The sequence below is a fragment of the Microcoleus sp. Z1_A1 genome (assembly GCF_036700305.1).
Taxonomy (GTDB): Bacteria; Cyanobacteriota; Cyanobacteriia; order Cyanobacteriales; family Microcoleaceae; genus Microcoleus.
Map to the genome: position 1 here is coordinate 61,994 of NZ_JAUBOR010000009.1, position 20,677 is coordinate 82,670.

13 protein-coding genes are annotated in these 20,677 nt (G+C 45.4%); 9 read left to right on the top strand and 4 right to left on the bottom strand.

The window, feature by feature from the left end; all coding sequences use genetic code 11:
* The first annotated feature begins 679 nt into the window (after positions 1–679).
* Positions 680–3,850, top strand: coding sequence for a tetratricopeptide repeat protein (locus QT973_RS08195; RefSeq protein WP_333391138.1), 3,171 nt, complete (start codon positions 680–682; stop codon positions 3,848–3,850).
* Between the two features lie 151 nt (positions 3,851–4,001).
* On the opposite strand, the gene QT973_RS08200 is transcribed toward QT973_RS08195, so the two are convergent.
* The gene (locus QT973_RS08200; protein ID WP_333391140.1) at positions 4,002–4,634 is read right to left on the bottom strand and encodes a hypothetical protein; all 633 of its coding nucleotides are present in this window, start codon (positions 4,632–4,634) and stop codon (positions 4,002–4,004) included.
* 66 nt (positions 4,635–4,700) lie between these two features.
* Between QT973_RS08200 and QT973_RS08205 the strand changes: the two genes are divergently transcribed.
* Together QT973_RS08205 and QT973_RS08210 are read left to right on the top strand one after the other, a co-directional pair.
* The gene (locus tag QT973_RS08205; protein WP_333054688.1) at positions 4,701–6,254 is read left to right on the top strand and encodes an NAD(P)/FAD-dependent oxidoreductase; all 1,554 of its coding nucleotides are present in this window, start codon (positions 4,701–4,703) and stop codon (positions 6,252–6,254) included.
* A gap of 436 nt (positions 6,255–6,690) precedes the next feature.
* The gene (locus QT973_RS08210) at positions 6,691–8,448 is read left to right on the top strand and encodes an NFACT RNA binding domain-containing protein (protein WP_333054662.1); all 1,758 of its coding nucleotides are present in this window, start codon (positions 6,691–6,693) and stop codon (positions 8,446–8,448) included.
* 579 nt (positions 8,449–9,027) lie between these two features.
* On the opposite strand, the gene QT973_RS08215 is transcribed toward QT973_RS08210, so the two are convergent.
* Entirely contained in the window at positions 9,028–11,097 is a 2,070-nt protein-coding gene (locus tag QT973_RS08215; protein ID WP_333232437.1) for an iron uptake porin, read from the bottom strand.
* A 426-nt stretch (positions 11,098–11,523) separates the two neighbouring features.
* Here QT973_RS08215 and QT973_RS08220 point away from each other — a divergent pair, with 426 nt between their 5' ends.
* The 5 genes from QT973_RS08220 (at position 11,524) to QT973_RS08240 (ending at position 17,507) form a co-directional block, all read left to right on the top strand.
* Positions 11,524–12,690 (top strand): glycosyltransferase, encoded by a 1,167-nt coding sequence (locus QT973_RS08220; RefSeq protein ID WP_333054665.1) that lies wholly within the window; start codon positions 11,524–11,526, stop codon positions 12,688–12,690.
* Positions 12,691–12,933: 243 nt separating this feature from the next.
* Positions 12,934–13,665: a sugar transferase gene (locus QT973_RS08225; protein ID WP_333054666.1), complete on the top strand. Its 732-nt coding sequence runs from the start codon at positions 12,934–12,936 to the stop codon at positions 13,663–13,665.
* Between the two features lie 445 nt (positions 13,666–14,110).
* Positions 14,111–15,142, top strand: coding sequence for a GDP-mannose 4,6-dehydratase (gmd, locus tag QT973_RS08230; RefSeq protein ID WP_333054667.1), 1,032 nt, complete (start codon positions 14,111–14,113; stop codon positions 15,140–15,142).
* A gap of 406 nt (positions 15,143–15,548) precedes the next feature.
* Positions 15,549–16,493, top strand: coding sequence for a GDP-L-fucose synthase (locus tag QT973_RS08235; protein ID WP_333391143.1), 945 nt, complete (start codon positions 15,549–15,551; stop codon positions 16,491–16,493).
* Positions 16,494–16,895: 402 nt separating this feature from the next.
* Positions 16,896–17,507, top strand: a complete 612-nt coding sequence (locus QT973_RS08240) for a Uma2 family endonuclease (RefSeq protein WP_333391182.1) — start codon at positions 16,896–16,898, stop codon at positions 17,505–17,507.
* A 53-nt stretch (positions 17,508–17,560) separates the two neighbouring features.
* Here the strand turns inward: QT973_RS08240 and QT973_RS08245 are convergent, their stop codons facing one another.
* Together QT973_RS08245 and QT973_RS08250 are read right to left on the bottom strand one after the other, a co-directional pair.
* Positions 17,561–17,878, bottom strand: a complete 318-nt coding sequence (locus QT973_RS08245) for a hypothetical protein (RefSeq protein WP_333391145.1) — start codon at positions 17,876–17,878, stop codon at positions 17,561–17,563.
* 134 nt (positions 17,879–18,012) lie between these two features.
* Positions 18,013–18,624, bottom strand: coding sequence for a hypothetical protein (locus QT973_RS08250; RefSeq protein ID WP_333054670.1), 612 nt, complete (start codon positions 18,622–18,624; stop codon positions 18,013–18,015).
* 466 nt (positions 18,625–19,090) lie between these two features.
* Between QT973_RS08250 and QT973_RS08255 the strand changes: the two genes are divergently transcribed.
* Positions 19,091–20,515 carry an NB-ARC domain-containing protein gene (locus tag QT973_RS08255; RefSeq protein ID WP_333391149.1) on the top strand — a complete coding sequence of 475 codons (1,425 nt, stop codon included), beginning with the start codon at positions 19,091–19,093 and terminating at the stop codon, positions 20,513–20,515.
* Positions 20,516–20,677 lie beyond the last annotated feature (162 nt).

Here is a 20,677-nt window from a genome sequence, read left to right on the forward strand (position 1 = left end):
GGAATTAATTCCCTGCCAGACTGCGGGAGGAGCCAGACTTTTGCAAAAAGCCCGATCGCTCCTAGTTCGCTTCTACTACAATTAAAAAGCAAACTCTCTTTACTAAAACCGATGGAAACCATCAATCTTCAATAAGAAGTCCGCAACTTAATCGATCGACTGCCTGAAAATTTTACTTGGTCTGACCTAATATCGGCAATTTATCTCAGACAAAGAATGCAATCTAAACAAAGTAAAATCAAAGATATCAAACCAGGAATAGAACAAAAAACTGTCTATAAAATTGAATAATACTCACCTAAATACAGCAGATTTGGCAGCGACAAAGGACTAATTACAATTTCTGATGATTTTGACGAACCGTTGGAATTCTTGCCATCACCGTTGGTCGAACGCTTGAAAAAGCTAAAGAATTGACTAAAGTCTTTGCTGAAATAGATGAAATTATTGCGAAAATTGAAAAATAACTTCAGACTGATGAACCTCATAGCTTTAAATCATGACTTTTATGAATACAGCTTCTGAATAATATGAATTGACATAACAGCGACTTAGTTATTTAATTATAATTATTTTGCTCGGATCGAAGCATTCAAAAACAGCAAGTAAAAGTATAATACGCCTAAGTCCAAATTCAGATGCGTATTCTATTAATCGTCAGTGGTGAATCATGAAAAGAATGAAACGAATTATTAGCAGTGTTTTGGTTTTGGGTGTGTGTATGACTCCTCTGACTCTGCCGGTGATGGTGCAACCGAGTTGGGCGCAAAGTCAAAATGCAGAGGTTGAAAAATTAAAGCAACTCATAGAGCAAGCAAAGCAACAGCAACCGCGACAGGCAATAGAAACATGGCAGCAGGTTTTAGCCATTGCACGACAATTTAAAAATAGACAACATGAAGCTCTAGCACTCAATAATATTGGTGCAATCTACGACAGTATAGGACAAGTGCAAGAAGCATTGAAATACTACAAACAAGCTTTATCAATTTGGTGGGAAGTAGGCGACCTCAACTCGGAAGCTATTACTTTGAATAATATTGGTGAAATTTACAAAAGCATTGGACAACCGCAAGAAGCATTGAAATACTTGAAGCAAGCTTTCGCAATTTTGTGGGCAGTAAACTATCGGGCGATTGAAGCTCGTACTTTGACTAATATTGGTACAGTGTACGAAACGATCTCGCAACCGCAATCAGCGTTGAAATATTTTAACCAAGCTTTACCAATCTGGCGGCAAGTGGGCGATCGCAACGGCGAAGCTGTTACTTTGAGTAATATTGGTGGAACATACCACAGTATTGGACAACCGCAAGAAGCATTGAAATACTATAACCAAGCTTTACCAATCTGGCGGAAAATGGGCGATCGCGCGGGGGAAGCTACTACTTTGAATAATATGGGTTTAGTGTACCACAGTATTGGACAGCCGCAATCAGCATTAAAATACTATAACCAAATTTTACCAATTAGGCAGTCAGTGGGCGATCGCAAGGGGGAAGCTACTACTTTGACTAATATTGGTGGAGTATACAGCACCATTGGAGAACCGCAATCAGCATTAAAATACTATAACCGATCTTTACCTATTTGGCAGGAGGTGGGCGATCGCAATGGGGAAGCTCGTACTTTGAATAATATAGGTGGAGTGTACCTCAGCATTGGACAACCAGAAGAAGCATTAAAATACTATAACCAAGCTTTACCAATTTTGCAGGCTGTGGGCGATCGGATGATAGAAGCTCGTACTTTGAATAATATAGGTGGAGTGTACGCCAACATTGGACAACCGCAATCAGCATTGAAATACTATAACCAAGCTTTACCAATTCTGCAGGAAGTGGGCGATCGGATGATAGAAGCTACTACATTGAATAATATAGGTGGAGTGTACCTCAGCATTGGACAACCGCAATCAGCATTGAAATACTATAACCAAGCTTTACCAATTAAACGGGAAGTGAACGATCGTGCGGGGGAAGCTACTACATTGAATAATATTGGTGCAGTATACGCCAACATTGGACAACCACAGGAAGCGTTAAAATACTATAACCAAGCCGTACCAATTCTGCTGCAAGTTGGCGATCGCAATGGGGAATCTACTACATTGAATAATATAGGTAGAGTGTACCTCAGAATTGGACAACCGCAATCAGCATTGAAATACTATAACCAAGCTTTACCAATTAAACGGGAAGTGGACGATCGTGCGGGGGAAGCTACTACATTGAATAATATTGGTGGAGTGTACCACAGTATTGGACAACCAGAAGAAGCATTAAAATACTATAACCAAGCTTTACTAATTAAACGGGAAGTGGGCGATCGAATGATGGAAGCTACTATTTTGAGTAATATTGGTGCAGTTTATCAAGATACGATGCAACCAACTCAAGCGATCGAAAATTTTCAGCAATCTGTCCAAATTACCTTAAAAATACGAAAGGGTTTACAGCGAGAAAACCGCCAAAAGTTTTTAGAAGGTGAAAGAGGAAGCGCCGTTGCACTTGTTGACATCCTCATCGATCAAAACCAACCCGATCGCGCTTTTCAATGGATCAACATCGCCACCACAGCCGATCTCGCCGACTACACCCGCTTAATTGACGCCAAAGTTGCCAACCCCGAAGCACAAAAAGCCATTGACGAGTGGAATCAAAAAAATCAACAACTCCAAACGCTTCGCCGCCAACTCGAAGACAATTTCTCCGAAAATCTCTCCCGACAAATGCGAGAATTAGAAACAGAAGTCAACCGCCAAGCAGAACAAATTTCCCGCAGTTTCCCAGAAGTCGCCGAACTATTTGAAACCACACCCAAAGACATCGCCCAACTGAAAGCAAATATCGCGCCAGATACCGCTGTCATTCAACCCGTCTTGCTGACAAATATCTCAGGTGTCCCCAATACCGTCGCCCTATTTGTCTTGACAAAAGACAGTTTAAGTGTTAAAAAAGTTCCGATCGCTCCCGAAGAATTCGACAATCTCCTCACTCAATACCGCAAAGAAGTGCAAGATATTGGCGAAACAAACTTCACCGTAACAGGCAGCAAACTTTACGAAATCCTGATTCGTCCGATCGAAGACCAAATTAAAGCTATTTCCCCCAAACAATTGAGCATCATCGCCACGGAAAAACTACGCTACATCCCCTTTGAAACCCTGTATGACAAACAAACAAATGAATTCCTCATCCAGAAATATCCCGTCAACTATCTCACCCGCATTTCCACCAGAACAATTCCCGATTCAACTTCAAAAGGTGGAGTCTTAGCATTAGGAAATCCCGTCCCTCGTCCACCCCAAAATTTACCCGGTTCCGAAGCAGAAGTCAGAAATATCGCTCAATTATTGTCAGGAAGTTCAGCTTATATCGGCAATGACGCCACCCTCGATCGATTCAAAACTCAAGCGCCCCGCTTTCCCTTTTTACACCTCGCAACTCACGGCTGTTTCCAACCGGGAGGCTGTCAAAATTTGGGCATGGAGGAAAATACATTGCTGTTTGCTGACAGTCAATTCAATATTCGCGATGCCGCCTTATTAGGATTGCAAAACACCAGACTCATCACTTTAAGTGCTTGTGAAACTGCCATACAAGCGAATTCCAACGGTGAAGAAATATCGGGAATGGCCTATATATTTGAGCGTGCCGGCGCGCAAGCTGTGATGGCGAGTTTGTGGAGTGTTGATGATTCCGCTACTAAAGATTTGATGGTTGAATTTTATCAAAATATCAATAAAGGGATGAGTAAAAATGATGCTTTGCGGCAAGCTAAGTTGAGTCAAATTGAGCGGCATCCGTTTTATTGGTCGCCGTTTATTTTAATTGGGGATGCGCGGTAGTTATAGAAGCTGACAATTGATAGTTTACAGTAGCTTTAGGGTGTTTCGCTATTAAAAATCCCAAATGAGAAATGGACAATTTCATAGCGGCGCACCTGATAATATTCGTTGAATTGCACGCGATCGCATTCTGTCGTTGGGTGGGGCGGGTTTATGTAGATTGTTGGTTGGAATTATAAATTGTTGGTGAACCCGCCCCTACAAGCCCCCACAAAGCCAAGCCGCCGCCCCTTCCCCTAGCCGCAATTATCCCATCTTCTACCAGAAAATATGCAAAAAATGCCTGCTTCCCCACACTCAAACTAAAAAATTCCGCCTCCCGCGATTCACCACCGCGAATAAATCCTTGATACACAGTTTTACCCAACAATTTCACGGTAATTCTGGTAAAATCAAAAGCTAAAATATTTTTATTAACCAAAAACTTAGTCGGCCCCGAAAGAGTTAGTTTGATCGCCCCAACTTGCACCGAATTCTCCACCCTGCCGGTTTCGCTAGGCGCTTCCCCTTCAGCCACAGCTTGGGCCGAATAAGCAATTTGAATTTTCGCAATCCACTCAGGGATGTAACGTCCGGCACCCAACACAATCCCCGCTTTTTGTCGAGTCTTTTTCGTGCCGGTGATAAAGCAGAGTTGCCAGTTGCCGATTAATTGCTCGAAAGAATAGCGAATTTTATTTTTTTTCGCGTTTTTCTCAGCTTCTAGGAGGGCGGCGACTACGGCGTCGGGAGATGGTTTAGAATTAGATTTAGCGGCTTGTTCTAGAATTGATATGTTTTCCATTTAATATACAAACCAGTTTTATTGTTGGTAACAGAGATAATATTAGCTGAAGTAGCGGAGAAAAACATGGTTGCGATCGCCCCCACAGACACAGAAATCATCGTCATCGGCAGCGGAATCGGCGGCTTGACTTGCGCTGCAATGCTTGCCCGCTATGGCTTTGATGTTGTCGTTTGCGAAAGCCATTCGATCGCGGGCGGGGCCGCCCACGGTTTTGAACGCGACGGATTTCGCTTCGACTCCGGGCCCTCCCTGTACTCAGGATTATCCTACAGCCCGTCTGCCAATCCGCTGCGGCAAGTTTTGGATGCGATCGGCGAAAAACTCCCCTGCATCACCTACGATACCTGGGGTTGCTGTTTGCCAGAAGGCGATTTCGACACATCCGTAGGCGCGAGTCAATTTGGCGAAGTGCTCGCACAACTGCGCGGCGCCGAAGCAGTCGCCGAATGGCGGCAACTCCAGCGCATCATGGAACCCTACGCCAAAGCTGCCACAGCCTTGCCCTCCCTGGCTTTGCGCTTCGATTTAGGCGCTGTTTTTACCCTCGGCCAATTTGCGCCGGCTTTCCTGCAAAGTGCTGGCGACGCGATCGCACTTGCAGGCCCTTTCAGCAAAATTATGGACAAAAATGTCAAAGATCCCTTTGTCAGAAATTGGCTGAATTTGTTGTGTTTCCTGCTGTCTGGACTTCCCGCCGACGGAACGATCGCAGCCGAAGTCGCTTTCATGTTCGCCGACTGGTATCGCCCCAATGCAGTTTTGGACTATCCGATCGGCGGTAGTGCAGCTTTGGTAAATGCCCTGGTACGCGGTTTAGAGCGCCACGGAGGGCAGTTGCTGCTAAATTCCCACGTTGCAGAAGTTTTGGTGGAAAACAACCGGGCTGCGGGCGTGCGGCTGCGATCGGGCAAAATAATTCGATCGCACAAAGCCGTCGTCTCCAACGCTTCCGTTTGGGATACCCTGAAACTGTTGCCTGAAACCTCTGTCCCGCAAAGGTTTCGGCAACAGAGGCAGGCGACGCCAGAGTGCGACAGCTTCATGCACCTGCATCTGGGAATTGATGCTGCCGGAGTGCGATCGGACTTGGCTTGTCACTACATCTTCGTCAAAGACTGGGAAATGGGCGTTGCGGCTCCTCAGAACGTCGTTCTCGTCTCGATTCCCTCCCTCCTCGACCCCCACCTCGCGCCTCCGGGAAAGCACGTCATTCACGCATATACCCCCGGAAACGAGCCTTACGATTTGTGGCAAAAGCTCGATAGAACCAGCGAAGAGTACAAGCTGCAAAAACAAGCGCGCGCCGAGGTAATGTGGGAAGCCTTAGAGAGAATTATCCCCAATATTCGATCGCGCTGCGAAGTCACCTTAGTTGGCACACCCCTAACCCACGAACGGTTTTTGCGCCGCCATCGCGGTTCCTACGGACCCGGAATTCGGGCGGGTAGTGGCTTGTTTCCCGGGCCGAGAACGCCTTTACCGGGGTTGTTTTGCTGCGGAGATTCGACGTTTCCGGGAATTGGTTTGCCGGCTGTTGCTGCTAGCGGTGCGATCGCCGCCAATACGATCGCACCTTTGGACAAACATTTAGAATTGATTCGGGAAGTTATTAATTAGTTGTTAAGCTGCTACGCATCTAAATTGAATACAGAGACGGGCAGGATGCCCGTCCCACAGGAATTGTAGAAAAATTTACTGTCAAATTAGATGCACAACAGTTTATTAAACATCTCCCATAATTATTGTGGAACAGGCACTGTGCCTGTTCAAAACCTGCTTTTTAGGAGATGTCTATTAGTTATTAGTTATATCGTTTCCGGTTGCATCGGAATGATTTAACCACAGAGGGCGCAGAGAACGCAGAGGGAGAGAATATAGAGATGAATACAGGACGATGCTACGGGATTTGATATTATTTGTTAACGTAATTATTGAAGGGCTTTCATAGCGAAGGATGCGAACCCAAGAGTAAACAATAATTTGATTTAGTTAGTAAAATGTGACCGATATCTGTCAGCATAGAAATAGATAGTTCGATCGCAAAGAGGCCACCGTGCAACCCGTAGACTTTACAACTTTAACCGCAGCTTGCAGCGAACTGCGAGCCCAATGGCTGCCAGCGCGCTTAGAACAAGTCTACCAGCGCGATCGATTTACCGTGTCCCTAGCCCTCCGCACCATGAAAGGGCGCGGCTGGATTGACCTTTCCTGGCATCCTGTGGCCGCCCGCATCTGCGTCGGCGACCCCCCGCCCCGCATTCCCGATACCTTCACCTTCAGCGAACAACTGCGGCACCAACTCAGCGGTTTAGCCTTAGTTTCCATCGCCCCTGTTTCCTCCTGGGAAAGAGTCATCGACTTGCAATTCGCCAAACGCCCCGGCGAACCAGCCCTCTGGCACCTGTACGCCGAAATCATGGGCAAATACAGCAACGTCATCCTCACCGCCCAAGATAACCTCGTTGTCACCTGCGCCCACCAAGTCAGCGCCAAACAGTCCACCGTCCGTCCCATCCAAACCGGGCAACCCTACGAAATGCCCCCGTCTTTGACCGATGCAGTGCCGAGTCTGAGCGAATCTCAAAACCGCTGGCAATCACGAATTAGCCTGGTTCCCGGACAATTAAAGGGCAATCTGTTGAAGAATTACCGAGGGATGAGTAAAGCCTTAGTTTTGTCAATGATTCGATCGGCTTCTTTAGACCCCGAACAATCCACCGACAGCCTCAATCCCGACGACTGGCAGCAACTATTCCAACGCTGGCTATACTGGCTGCAATGCCTAGAAAACTCCAAATTTCACCCAAGTTTTACCCCCGAAGGCTACACCGTCATCGATTGGCCGACACCAGAAAATCACAATGTAGGGGCGGTGCCCCCGTGCCCGCCCTCTGATTCTTCTTCGGTTCAAGAATTACTTAACAGCTACTACACAGGCGAAATCAATCAAGAAGTATTCGCGCAACTGCGGCATCAGCTTACCCAAAAACTCAACAACGTCCTAGCCAAACTGCGCCTAAAAGCCAACACATTTAAAGAACGTTTACAGCAATCAGCAGACGCCGACACCCACAAATCCCAAGCCGATTTGCTGATGGCCAATTTGCAGCATTGGGAACCGGGAATGAAATCGATTTCTCTCCCCGACTTTGAAACCGAGAAACCAGTGATCATTTCCTTAAACCCGGAAAAAAACGCCGTTCAAAACGCTCAAGCCCTCTACAAAAAACACCAAAAACTTAAAAGAGCTCGCATTGCAGTAGAACCTTTGTTAGCCGCCGTACAGGAAGAAATCGACTATTTAGAACAAGTTGAAGCCGCACTTTCGGTATTGGAAACCTACCGCAACACCCAAGATTTGCAAACCCTCGCCGAAATCCGCGAAGAACTGATCCAGCAAAAATATCTAGACGTACCAGATTACCGCAGTACGGACAAAAATGCTGCGATCGAATTTCACCGCTACCAAACCCCCAGCGGCTTTGAATTATTAATCGGGCGCAACAACCGCCAAAACGACCAACTCACTTTTCGCACCGCCAACGACTACGACTTATGGTTCCACACCCTAGAGATTCCCGGAAGCCACGCCTTGCTGCGTCTCAAACCCGGTACAGTTGCTGAAGAAACCGATTTGCAATTTGCCGCCGACATGACTGCTTACTACAGTCGCGCGCGCCACAGCGAACAAGTCCCCGTAGTTTATACAGAACCGAAATATGTATACAAGCCGAAAGGTGCTAAACCGGGTATGGTTGTATACAAGCAGGAGCGAATTGTCTGGGGTAGACCGCAGCAAGCCCCGGCTTGATTTATACAAAGTGTGTGAAGGGTCGATCGGCAATCGAAACCTCGTTTTTAGGCAAAATAAACGGTTTGGAACCGATAAACCTACGCAGGAACCGGGTTGTTGAACCTAGGCTTAATTATACAAAGTGACCCCAAGGGCGATCGTCCCCTAATATCAAATCCGGTAGCATCGGAATTATTCATCTCTGTATTCTCTCCCTCTGCGTTCTCTGCGCCCTCTGCGGTTAAATCATTCCGATGCAACCGGAAACGATATCAGAATTTATATTCGCCTGTAATGTAAAGTTTTATTACAGAAAATTAAATTTTGTTGTTATAATACCCCTTAAGAGAGATGATGTTTCTGTTAGAACCCTTTGCAAAGAAACGTGCAACTTGGGTTTCCTCACTGTGAGAACAACACTGTGGGAACACAACGGATTTAACTATTTGTGCAGACCAGCTTTTGCTAAAGCTGGTCGTTTCTGTTTAAACCCTAAACCCCAACTCAGACAATTTTAGATTTGCGATTTTAGATTTTAGATTAAAACCGCCAATCTAAAATCTAAAATCTAAAATCTAAAATCGATGTGGGCTGCTCCTAGAAAGTAAACGTCGTTCTGACAACCCCAATCACCAAATCAGAATTATTCTTATTGTGGTCAGGAGCAGTCAGCCAAATCAGACCAGGAGTGATAGAAATATTATCGCTCAACTTAAACTGATAGAAACCTTCAAGGTGCAGCGAAGTATCCTTATCTTCCGGCAAAGTCCGATTAGTAGAACTCGTCACCCGCGGCTCCATACCTACAACAATCCCCGCCACATTTCCTTCTTTCAACAAATCAGGAAAAGCCAAAGTAACTGCCCAGTTCCAAATTTTTTGATCGCCCCGCTGCACAGAACCCGTAGGAGTACCCAAGTTGGATAAAATGCGCTGATTAGTGTAACCAGCCCAACCGCCAATTGCAAATCTCCGGTTCAACTGCCACGAAGCTTGCGCGCCGTAGGAATTGCTAGAAACTGGCACATTGCTATCGCTGTCGAACCCGAAGGAACCGAGACGCTGCGGAAAATTAGAAGCATTGCTGCCGGTATTGGTAATTAAGTTGTAGGAATTAACGTAAGTTAAACCTAAAGCCATGCTGTCGCTCGGTTTGAAAGTCAACTGAGCCAAACCGCCGTAAGAACCGTTGAACAAACCGTTACCCCGCGTCGGGTTCGCGGGGTCGCCGGTCAAATACCCCAAACTAACCTCTAATTTTTCCCCAAACTGATGCCGCAGAGCGATGCCAGAACCACCAAGCAAATAGTAAATTGGGTTGCGAGTACCGAAGTTAGAAAGAGCGCCGTAGCTGCCGTCTCCGTCAAAGTAAGGGTTGACAGTGTTAACAAAATCATCAGCAGCGCCGGCATTAGCTTCGAGAATTACAGTCGTGCTTTTGCCTAGAGGGAATTGGTAAAGCAGCGCATCTAAAGCTACTATATTGTTAGCCTCGCCAAAAGGCCCGACATTAAACCGCAATTCCCCTTCAGCAGTTTTCGTATTTTCCGTAGAAAACGCACCCAAATTTAAAACTTGTAATCGAGTTCTCAGCAAATCTTCTCCTGAGAAACTCGTGTCGAAATTGATACGAACCCTGCTACCAAAAGCCGTGGTTCGATCGGCTTCGCGACCCTCGGCATCATCTCCCCTGGCGATACCGGCCAAACCAAATATCACTTCGCCGTTGAGTTTAGTCGTAGTTGAAAACTGATTTGCTTCTAATTCAGAGGCGCGCGCTTCCAAAGCATCGACGCGGCCGCGTAAAGTTGCCAATTCCGCCGCAAATTCTTCTTGCAACCTTTGCACAGAAGCCAAATCTTCTCGCGTCGCCAGACTTCTGGAACCGCCTTGAATCAGCTCGCTAACTTTATCCAAACACGCATTTAAACCTGCTGCAAACTCGTAGCGAGTCATCGCCCGGTTGCCGCGAAAAGTGCCGTCAGGATAGCCAGCTATACAGCCGTAGCGCTCTACTAGGGATTGCAAAGCTTGGAATGCCCAATCGGTTGGCCGAACGTCGGAAAGTTGCGAAACAGAGGTTACTTGGCCGGCCGCATCTTGGCTGCTACTGTCTTCGGCGCTGTATTGGTTGATTTGTTCTAAAACATTTGACTGTGCTTGAGGTTGGGCACTTGGCTCAGTCGATTGGGAAATCTGCTCTTGGGCGCTTAAATTAGCCGGTGTAGTGGCGGATTGCGTTTCGCTTAAGTTTGCGGGCGCGACTGCGGGGATTTGCTCCGCGACAGGTTGTTCAAAACTTAAGTTTGCGGGCGCGACTGCGGGTTTGGTTTCGCCTAAATCTGCTGCAACTTCCGGTGTTTTTGCTTGTTCGACAACTGGGGCGATCAAATCGTTAGTGAAGCCCTCGTAGAGGTTCGCACTTTCTTTCTCAATAGTTTCAACAGTCGATTTGCTCGCTAGCGACGCTGGTTCGGCTGTCTCAGGCTTTGCCGTCTCAGACTTTGCCGCCTCGGTTGCAGCACCTGCTAATGGCAATTGATGAGCTTGATCTGTGGTGGCAATTTCTACAGGTTTCTCTGCTGCTAGCGCCGTCGAAGATACGACTAAACTTGCTGCCAATACAGCGGGACTAATTAAAAGTCCCTTCCACAAAAATTTGGACATTTTTCCTCACACCACATTACGGCCGATCGCCCGTTCCGAAGATTTAGGCGCCAGCAAATCACCTTCAATATTCTGCCTAATAGTATTTCTTGTCAACAATCGGGGAAATCACTGCCGGAGAGTCCTGTTTTGCTGTGGCTGATTTCACAAAAACCCCGTTTATTCCCAAAATCCTTGGTTTGACTCACATCTTGCACCATTCTCAAGAACAGGCATCTTGCCTGTTCCACAAAGAGTGAATTTTCTTGTGGAACAGGCCGAAAAGCCTGTTCCTAAACAAGTAATTGAGAATGGTGCAACATCTCAGTTGGAAGATACGTACATAGAAACCTGGTTGATGGCGGGATATTGCGTAAGTGATCCCTCAGTAAGACTAATATTGACAGCACTGGCGCTAACAAATCATTTGATCGGCTACAAATACAAGTGAAACAACTCAAATACGCCCTAGTTCACGAATGGTTGACGCCCTTAGCTACTGGCGGTTCAGAACTCGTAGTACAGGAAATCCTCAAACACGTAGACGAGGCAGATATCTATGCCCTCATCGACTTTGAATCAGCCAATCCCGAAAGCTATCTTTTCGGGCGACAGATTGGCACAACTTTTTTGCAGCAGTTTCCCAATGCCCGCAGCGGCGTCCAAAAATATTTGCCGTTTCTGCCGATCGCGATCGAACAACTAGATCTGCGAGAATACGACATCATCCTCTCCTCATCCCATGCCGTCGCCAAAGGCATCCTCAGCAGTCCCCAGCAAATGCACGTCTGCTACTGCCACACGCCCATGCGCTACGCTTGGGACTTAACTTTTGACTATTTGCGTAGCAGCAAAGCCGGACGGGGTATCCAGGGGCTGCTGACGCGATATTTGTTGCATCGACTGCGGCAGTGGGACGTAATTTCCGCCAATCGCGTTGATTATTTCATCGCTAACTCTCAACACACTGCGCGCCGAATTTGGCGATGCTATCGGCGGCGGGCCCAGGTGATTTATCCCCCGGTAAATATCGAGCGATTTTCCTTGATGCGGCAAAAACAAGACTTTTACGTCACCGTTTGTCGGTTGGTAAGTTACAAAAACGTAAGTGCGATCGTCCAAGCATTCAATCAACTCGGGCATACTCTCATTGTCATCGGCACCGGGCCAGAATTAGAAATGATTCGGCAAATCGCCAAACCCAACGTGCAAGTGCTCGGCTGGCAGCCCGCCTCCATCGTTGAAAAGTACATGGCAGAGGCGAAAGCCTTTGTCTATGCAGCTTGCGAAGATTTTGGCATAGCTTTGGTAGAGGCTCAAGCTTGCGGAACACCGGTAATTTCCTATGCTGCAGGGGGCGCTTTGGAGACAGTGCTCGACATTCGCCAACACCCAGAGACAGGGACTGGTTTATTTTTTTCCTCCCAAACCGCAGCATCATTAGTCGAAGCTGTCGAGGAATTTGAGCAGTTGCAAGGCAAATTTGAGCCAGAAATCAGCAGGTTGCGCGCTGAACATTTTGCCCCCGATGTCTTTGGGCAGCGCTATCTAGCTTTTGTGGAAGGCTGCTATCAGGAATTTCAATCCCGTGATTTTACCGAGTCTGGGGCTTGAGAGTGCCAGAACCCCATAGCGGGACAATCTTCCTTCTGCCTTTGTATAAGTGCCTTCAGAAGACCTCTGCATCAGTGCCTTGTGCCTTCTTCCTTCTGCCTTTTGAAGCCATCTTCCTTCTTCCTTCTGCCTTTTGAAGCCTTCTGAAGGCAGAAAATTGAGTATTGGCAACATAATTGAGAGAACAAAGCGTCTTGAGGCTTTATGATCAGGACTGTGTGTGGTGTGAAGTGAAGGAGTAAGATGACTGCCGACAGCCAACTAATCTCCGGCAAGGTAATTCGAGCGATCGCAAGACGCGGTTTTGGGTCTGTCCTGCAAGGAGATAGACGCATAAGTCGTTCTCTACAGAGCCTCGACGGAGAACTTTTCAAGCGGTTATTTGACATCCTGTTTTCCTTATCGGTTCTGATCCTGTTTGCTCCGGTTTACCTGCTTTTGGCTTTCTTAATCGCCTTAAGCTCGCCCGGTCCTATTTTTTACGTACAGGAACGAGTAGGCAAAAACCGTAAAAGGTTTTATTGCCTTAAATTCAGAACGATGGTGGAAAATGCGGACGATATATTGCTGGAAATCATGGAAAATTCTCCGCATTTGCGTCAAGAGTTTGAGGACAATTTCAAGCTGAAACAAGACCCTCGAATTACCTGGATTGGAAGATTTTTACGAATGACCAGTTTAGACGAGTTTCCCCAGTTTTGGAATGTTTTAAAAGGAGATATGAGCGTCGTCGGGCCCAGACCTTTAGTTGAAGAAGAACTGCCGAGATACGGCAATCACATCAACAAAATTCTCACCATAAGACCTGGAATTACAGGCTTGTGGCAAGTGTCCGGTCGCAACGACATTCCCTATCCCCGCCGAGTCCAAATCGACCTCTATTACGCAAATGACAAAAACCTTTGGATGGATATGTGGATTGTTTTCAAAACAATTGGAGTTGTGATTTTTCCCAAAAATAACGGCGCATATTAATTTTTGTCCGCAGTCAGCAATCGGTAGTTAGTTTTATTTGTTACTGACCACTGATGCTGACTACTGACAATCAGCGACAAACTCTTTGTCAAAACTAAACAGTTCCTAGATGCCGATCGCAGAATTGTGAGCTTAACTAAAGGGGCAAATACTTAAATAAACCTACCTCTTATTCATCTAGAAATATCAGTTATTCTAGATAGACTACTTTAGGTTTAGGTGTTAAACTTAACTCTATAACCTTTGGCTTAAGGGGGATAGCCTACTTATCTTGGGATAGCCGACTACCCAACAGCGTAGGAAGTAAACTTCAACTGGCTTTAGGTAACTAAAGTTAAGTTTGAGTAAGTTTTATAAAGCAGTTTGACAATACGGTCGGCAGGGAGCAACAGCCTCTGCCAAAAAATTTATTGTAAATTAACACAGCCTGTCAAAGGAAAATCAGATGACGCAACGTAAGCGAGCGCTAATAACAGGTATTACAGGTCAAGACGGCTCCTACTTGAGCGAATTACTGTTAGAGAAAGGATATGAAGTTCACGGCATTATCCGGCGCAGTTCTAGTTTCAATACCGATCGAATTGACCACATCTATGTCGATCCCCACAGCGAGGGTGCGCGCCTGTTTCTACACTACGGCGACTTGACGGACGGCACCACTCTCCGCCGGATATTGGAAGAAGTTCAGCCGGTAGAAATTTATAACTTAGGCGCTCAATCTCACGTTCGAGTCAGTTTTGACTCGCCGGAATATACGGTTGACACAGTAGGGATGGGAGTATTGCGGCTGCTAGAAGCAATTCGGGACTATCAGCACCGCACGGGCATAGAAGTGCGGTTCTATCAAGCAGGTTCTTCGGAAATGTTTGGTTTGGTGCAGGAAGTTCCGCAGAAGGAAACAACTCCTTTTTATCCCAGAAGTCCTTACGCCTGCGCCAAAGTTTACGGTCACTGGCAAACAATAAATTATCGCGAATCTTACGGACTTTTTGCCTGCAACGGCATCTTGTTCAATCACGAATCTCCGCGCCGTGGCGAAACTTTTGTAACTCGCAAAATTACTCGCGCCGTGGCCAGAATAGTCGCCGGCAAGCAGAAAAAGATTTACTTGGGCAATCTCGATTCTAAGCGGGATTGGGGCTATGCTAAAGACTACGTGCGGGCGATGTGGCTGATGCTGCAACAAGACAAACCTGACGATTATGTCATTGCTACCAACGAGACCCATTCCATTAAAGAATTTCTCGATTTGGCTTTTACTTACGTCAATTTAGATTGGCAAAAATATGTGGAGTTTGACGAACGCTACTTGCGGCCGGCAGAAGTCGAACTGTTGATTGGCGATTCGACTAAGGCGCGCCAGCAATTAAATTGGGAACCTTCTGTAACTTTTCAGGAGTTAGTGCATTTAATGGTAGATGCTGACATGAAAGCTTTAGAGGAGCAAGGTCGAGGTTCGGGCAACGGATTTGATTAAGCTGCTACATCAAGCCTTCAGTGCGAACAATTTGTCGGGGTAGAACCCCCGTGTCTACCCCTTTGGCTAAAGGCGCGCACCGGAGGATTGCCCCTGCACAAAGTTCACAACTGATGAGAAGATTGTTAAAGCTATTAGCCCGCGATCGGCATTCAAAGAACCAGCTTAATTGCTCGCCAAATTTTAGGCTGTGCGGGCTAAAAAAAACATTAAAATGATAGTTGAGGAGTCGCGACCCGTATATCTAACTTTCGGGTGTGCACGGCGCAAATTGTCCCTATCGGGTGCAGCTAAAATAAATTTGTGGGCAACCTCATCCTGTAGCTGAAAGCTTTTTTTGCTAAAGCAACAATTTTAGAATTGAAATTGTCGATCGACCTTTATTCAAAATCCCGAGGCTAAAATTATGACAAGCTTGGATTTAAGCAGCAAACGCATTCTAGTCACGGGCGGCGCCGGTTTCTTGGGCCGTCAGGTAATCGACCAGCTAGTAAAAGCAGGGGCCGATGCTGATAAAATTTCTGTAACTCGATCGCGCGACTGCGACCTCCGCGTCATGGAAAACTGCAAGCGCGCCGCCGACCAACAAGATATCATCATTCACCTCGCCGCCCACGTCGGCGGCATCGGCTTAAACCTAGTCAAACCCGCTGAATTATTTTACGACAATTTGATGATGGGCGCGCAACTAATCCACGCCGCCTACGAAGCCGGAGTCGAAAAATTTGTCTGCGTCGGCACGATTTGCGCTTATCCCAACTTGACCCCAGTTCCTTTCAAAGAAGATGACCTCTGGAACGGCTATCCAGAGGTAACTAACGCACCTTACGGAATTGCCAAAAAAGCCTTATTAGTGCAACTGCAATCCTACCGCCAGCAATACGGATTCAACGGTATCTACTTGCTACCAGTAAATTTGTATGGCCCAGAAGATAACTTTGACCCAAAAAGTTCCCACGTCATCCCCGCATTAATTCGCAAAGTCTACGAAGCGCAAGAAAGGGGAGACAAAACACTGCCAGTTTGGGGCGACGGCAGCCCTAGCCGCGAGTTTTTGTATTCCACAGATGCCGCGCGGGGAATTGTGATGGCGGCTCAATCTTATAGTGAATCTGACCCGGTTAATTTGGGAACGAATAGCGAAGTTAAAATTCGCGATTTAGTGGAAACAATTTGCGAATTGATGGGATTTGAGGGAGAAATTGTTTGGGAAACAGACAAACCGAACGGTCAGCCACGCCGCTGTTTGGATACCCAAAGGGCTAAGGAAAGGTTTGGTTTTGTTGCGGAGGTGAAGTTTAAGGATGGGTTGAAAAATACCATTGAGTGGTATCGAAAACACGCAGTTTGAGTGTGAAAAACCCGGTTTCTTGAAGAAACCGGGTTTTTTTAGGAATAATATTATTTCCGGTCGATTACCCCTAATACGGTAGGGGCGGGTTCACGAAAAATATCTGCCAATAATTGACAATCTCAAAAACCCGCCCTTTTAATCGCTCGATCGTACATGATATAATATTAAATGCGGGTGAGAAACCTCATTTATAAGAGTCGGAGGTTGCCACCTATCCTACAGGAACCCGTCCCCCTTCTGGCACTAATAAATTATACAAATTCCGATGAAAATTCACTGACAATAGTCGGCAGCATTGCCGTGTCCCTACTGCTGTGTCCTGTATTTCATCCGAGTGAAAACTGCTATAATACAAATACCTCAACTGAAATCATCGAAAACTGAATTTTGGGAAAGCCAATGATTGCCGATCGCACGCACAATTATATCTCACCGGAAGAGTATCTGAAGTTAGAAGAACTCAGCCAGGTCAAACATGAGTATATTCAGGGCGAAACCTATGCAATGGCTGGTGCAAGCGATGCTCATGTGACACTTGCCGGCAACTTATTTGCACTTTTGAGAAATCATGTTCGGGGTAGTGGCTGTCGTGTTTATATGTCTGACATGAAAGCCAGGATTGAATCGAAGAATATTTACTACTATCCTGACGTGATGGTAACGTGCGACGAAGGGGACAAATCATCTCAATCTTTTAAAAGATATCCTTGTTTAATTGTCGAGGTTTTGTCAAAAGGAACTGAAGGATTCGATCGGGGCGATAAGTTTGCTGACTATCAAGAATTAGAAACGCTGGAAGAGTATGTGTTGATTAGCCAAAAACGTGAACGGGTAGAGTGTTTTCGCCGCAATGCTGAAGGGTTGTGGGTTTTGTATTCTTATACTCAAGGAAGCGAAATTCACTTGGCTAGCGTAGATTTTCGCACAGGTATTGATGCTATTTATGAGGATGTAATTTTTACTAAGGAAGATTCTAAAGCAGAAATTGACGAACTGCGATCGAGGGGATAAATGGAAAGTGCGATCGCGCCTCAGTTAAGGAAGGGCGATCGCTTTTGATATATTTAAAATGCCAGCAAGAAAGCGCCGATTATTTGTAATATCTGGATGACAGCCTCAATAGGCACTCCCAGTGAGCCTACGAACGATACCATAGCCGTCACTATTTCAGTAACACCCGCACCTGAACTGATTAAAGCTATCAAGTTGCTAAGAATATCAATAACAGTGGGTAGGCTAACAACCAAGGCAAATAGAGGCTTAACATAATCAGCTCCAGCCTTGAGAGCTTCGAGTAGTCCAGTTAGCTGCGCGATCGCGTCTGGGCCTTGAGTGTGAATATAATCTAAAATTTGTGTGATTGCTGCTACCAGTGCATCCATCTTTCTTTCCTTTTAGGGTCAAATACTTACGATAAATCAATACTGTTAGTCAACTAGCTGAAAAAGCAGTTCAAAAAATAGTCTGATTATTTCAAACCAGCTCAAATCATTTCTCATCTTGGTTCCTACATTATTCAGCTTTTCAATATGTTAGATAAAATCAAGATTTTAAATAACCAGCCACTCAAAAGTAACATGACTGAAACTGCAAAAGCAGCAGCATTTTCTGGAATTCCAGAAATCTTGTGGCAGCCAGTGTAAATCATTAAAATTGTGTAGGTTATAGCCACAACCATAACTATAACAATAATTTCCACATTCGTTATTCCTAAAAGACTACTGATTAATAGCAATAATGACGCAGGAACTAAAGCGACACCAGCAATGAATATATCCCCTTGAAAGCTACCATATCCCCGAAATAGTTTGCGCGTCAAAAAACTAGCCCCTGCTATACTCAAAAAATTAGCAGCGCTGGCAAGTATCAAATTAAATAATGAGCTATTGCTCGAAAATTGTGTTAAAAATTTTTGGCACGCGAATACAAAGCAAACTACATATGCTATTCCAAAAGCAATTCCAACTCCTAAAGCACGTTCCTTGCCTAACCCTTCAAAAAAAACTGGAAGACCGCCAACAGGATTAATTAGAAAGATTTTTAATCCTTGAATAGCGTCATTAAGAGTGGATTTAACTTTGCTGGCGACTTCACTAGCCACTTCATTTGGATTTTCTTTTTCGTTCATAATTAATTATTGATGGAAGTATTTCTTTGTTATATTTTGTTGCAAAAAAGCAATAAAATATATTTTTGACTCTTACAGCTATATTATGGAAAGCCAGTTAATTTATTAACTTTTACCAGTAATCTTTCTCACAATTTTTCTATGCTTATCAATGACATCAGCAACCTCTTTGACTGTCTCCTTTTGTTCTTGCGACAGGGGACATTTTAGCTTAGGTTCTCTTTTTGGTTGGTCAGCCATGAGCTTAATACTCTAATGTTGTGCTATAGTTCATTAGCGGAAAAATATCGCTTATCTTTGGATAATATCATTATATTTATAGTGATGTCCAGTCATACAACGTCAGAAAATGTAAGTTGTTTTACCTGACGCTCACTGTCAAAAAAAGTCAAATGTTGCCATCCATGTCATAAAATGTCATAAAATAGCAGGTATAATAAGCCAAACCCCTAAACTTAAGTCACCGATGGACGTTAAAGAAGTCTTGAGATTTGCCGATGACCTGGTTTTCGCTAAGACGGGAGAACATTTGGAGGATCTGCAAGAAGCTATCCTGGGTGGTGTATGGGAAGGTCAAAAATACTCTCAAATCGCAGAAGCATCGCATTGTAGCGAAGGTCACGTCAGGAATGTAGCTTCAAAATTATGGAAGCGTTTATCAAATGTATTGGGTGAAGAAATTACTCCATCGAATTTACGCTCGACACTTGAGAGACGACAATTATTCATCATTTCATCAAATTCGGGAAACGATTTTTTTATTGGTAATGTCAATGTCTGTAAGGATAGTCAATCTTCAGAAGTTCCAAAAACCCGATCGCCCTCAACCCCCACCTCAGACACCTCCCAACCCCAAACCAGACTAGACTTAGCAGACGCACCTCATATTTCATCATTGTCCGATTCGCCTGATGGCGATAGCTTCGCTTCACGCACATCCGAACTCGCCACCCTGGAAAAATGGATCGTCCAAGAAAAGTGCAACCTCGCAGCAATATCAGGACTCAGCGGCATCGGCAAAACCGCACTTTCCCTCCACCTCATCCAAAAAATTCAGCATAACTTTGAATACGTCATCTGGCGAAGTCTCCGCCACTCCCCACCCTTAGAAACAACCCTAAAAAATCTCCTAGAATTTCTTTTAAATAAACCCGAAATCGAACTCCCTAGCAGCATCCCCGATCGACTTTCCCTGTTAATGGAATTTCTGCGAAAAAACCGCAGTCTCATTATCCTCGACGACGTGCAAACGATTCTCAGCAGCGGACAATTAGCAGGAAATTACCGCCCCGAATGCGAAAATTACAGCATCCTCTTCAGACAAATCGGAGAAACAACCCACAACAGTTGTTTAATCCTCAATAGTTGGGAACCACCCAGAGAAATTACCGCGTTAAAAGGAGAAAAATCACCAGTTCGCAGCTTACAAGTCAAAGGCATAGGTGCAGCAGCAGCAGCCGAAATTTTCCAGCAAAAAAGTTTACTCAATCCCGAAACATGGGAAAACCTAATTAACACCTACCGAGGCAATCCATTGTGGTTAAAAATAGTCGCCACCACCATTCAAGAAATATTCCGAGGTAGGGTTGCAGAATTTTTGAAATATGATATGCTATTCTTAGGGGAAGAATTGGCAGCAACATTGCACCCACAGATAAATCGTTTGTCAGAATTAGAAAAAAAACTAATCTGTCGCCTCAGCCGAGAAGCAAATTCAGTTTCAATAGAGCAATTGCTACAAGATGCCAATTTACCGCCCTCCGAGTTATTCAACGGGCTGCAATCTTTGGGGAGGCGATCGTTAGTTGAAATAGAAGAACAGGAGAATGAAACGCTATTCAGCGTTTGTCCTGTGGTGAGACAATATGTGCTCTCAAATCCAGTTTGTTGATACAGTCCGACAGTCCGACAGTCCGGCAGTCCGGGAGTCCGACAGCCCGACAGTCCGACAGCCCGACAGTCCGGCAGGGGTTGAAACCCCTGCCTCAAAGCTAAAGTCGGTTAAAACCGACTACAGAGTGTAATGAAAACGCAATTAATTGTAGTCCTCTTT

Excerpts from the sequence above, each read along its gene's own strand:
- QT973_RS08195 (WP_333391138.1), top strand. The coding sequence starts at position 680 with ATGAAACGAATTATTAGCAGTGTTTTGGTTTTGGGTGTGTGTATGACT.
- QT973_RS08200 (WP_333391140.1), bottom strand. The coding sequence starts at position 4,634 with ATGGAAAACATATCAATTCTAGAACAAGCCGCTAAATCTAATTCTAAA.
- QT973_RS08205 (WP_333054688.1), top strand. The coding sequence starts at position 4,701 with ATGGTTGCGATCGCCCCCACAGACACAGAAATCATCGTCATCGGCAGC.
- QT973_RS08215 (WP_333232437.1), bottom strand. The coding sequence starts at position 11,097 with ATGTCCAAATTTTTGTGGAAGGGACTTTTAATTAGTCCCGCTGTATTG.
- QT973_RS08225 (WP_333054666.1), top strand. The coding sequence starts at position 12,934 with ATGACTGCCGACAGCCAACTAATCTCCGGCAAGGTAATTCGAGCGATC.
- gmd (WP_333054667.1), top strand. The coding sequence starts at position 14,111 with ATGACGCAACGTAAGCGAGCGCTAATAACAGGTATTACAGGTCAAGAC.
- QT973_RS08235 (WP_333391143.1), top strand. The coding sequence starts at position 15,549 with ATGACAAGCTTGGATTTAAGCAGCAAACGCATTCTAGTCACGGGCGGC.
- QT973_RS08240 (WP_333391182.1), top strand. The coding sequence starts at position 16,896 with ATGATTGCCGATCGCACGCACAATTATATCTCACCGGAAGAGTATCTG.
- QT973_RS08245 (WP_333391145.1), bottom strand. The coding sequence starts at position 17,878 with ATGGATGCACTGGTAGCAGCAATCACACAAATTTTAGATTATATTCAC.
- QT973_RS08250 (WP_333054670.1), bottom strand. The coding sequence starts at position 18,624 with ATGAACGAAAAAGAAAATCCAAATGAAGTGGCTAGTGAAGTCGCCAGC.
- QT973_RS08255 (WP_333391149.1), top strand. The coding sequence starts at position 19,091 with ATGGACGTTAAAGAAGTCTTGAGATTTGCCGATGACCTGGTTTTCGCT.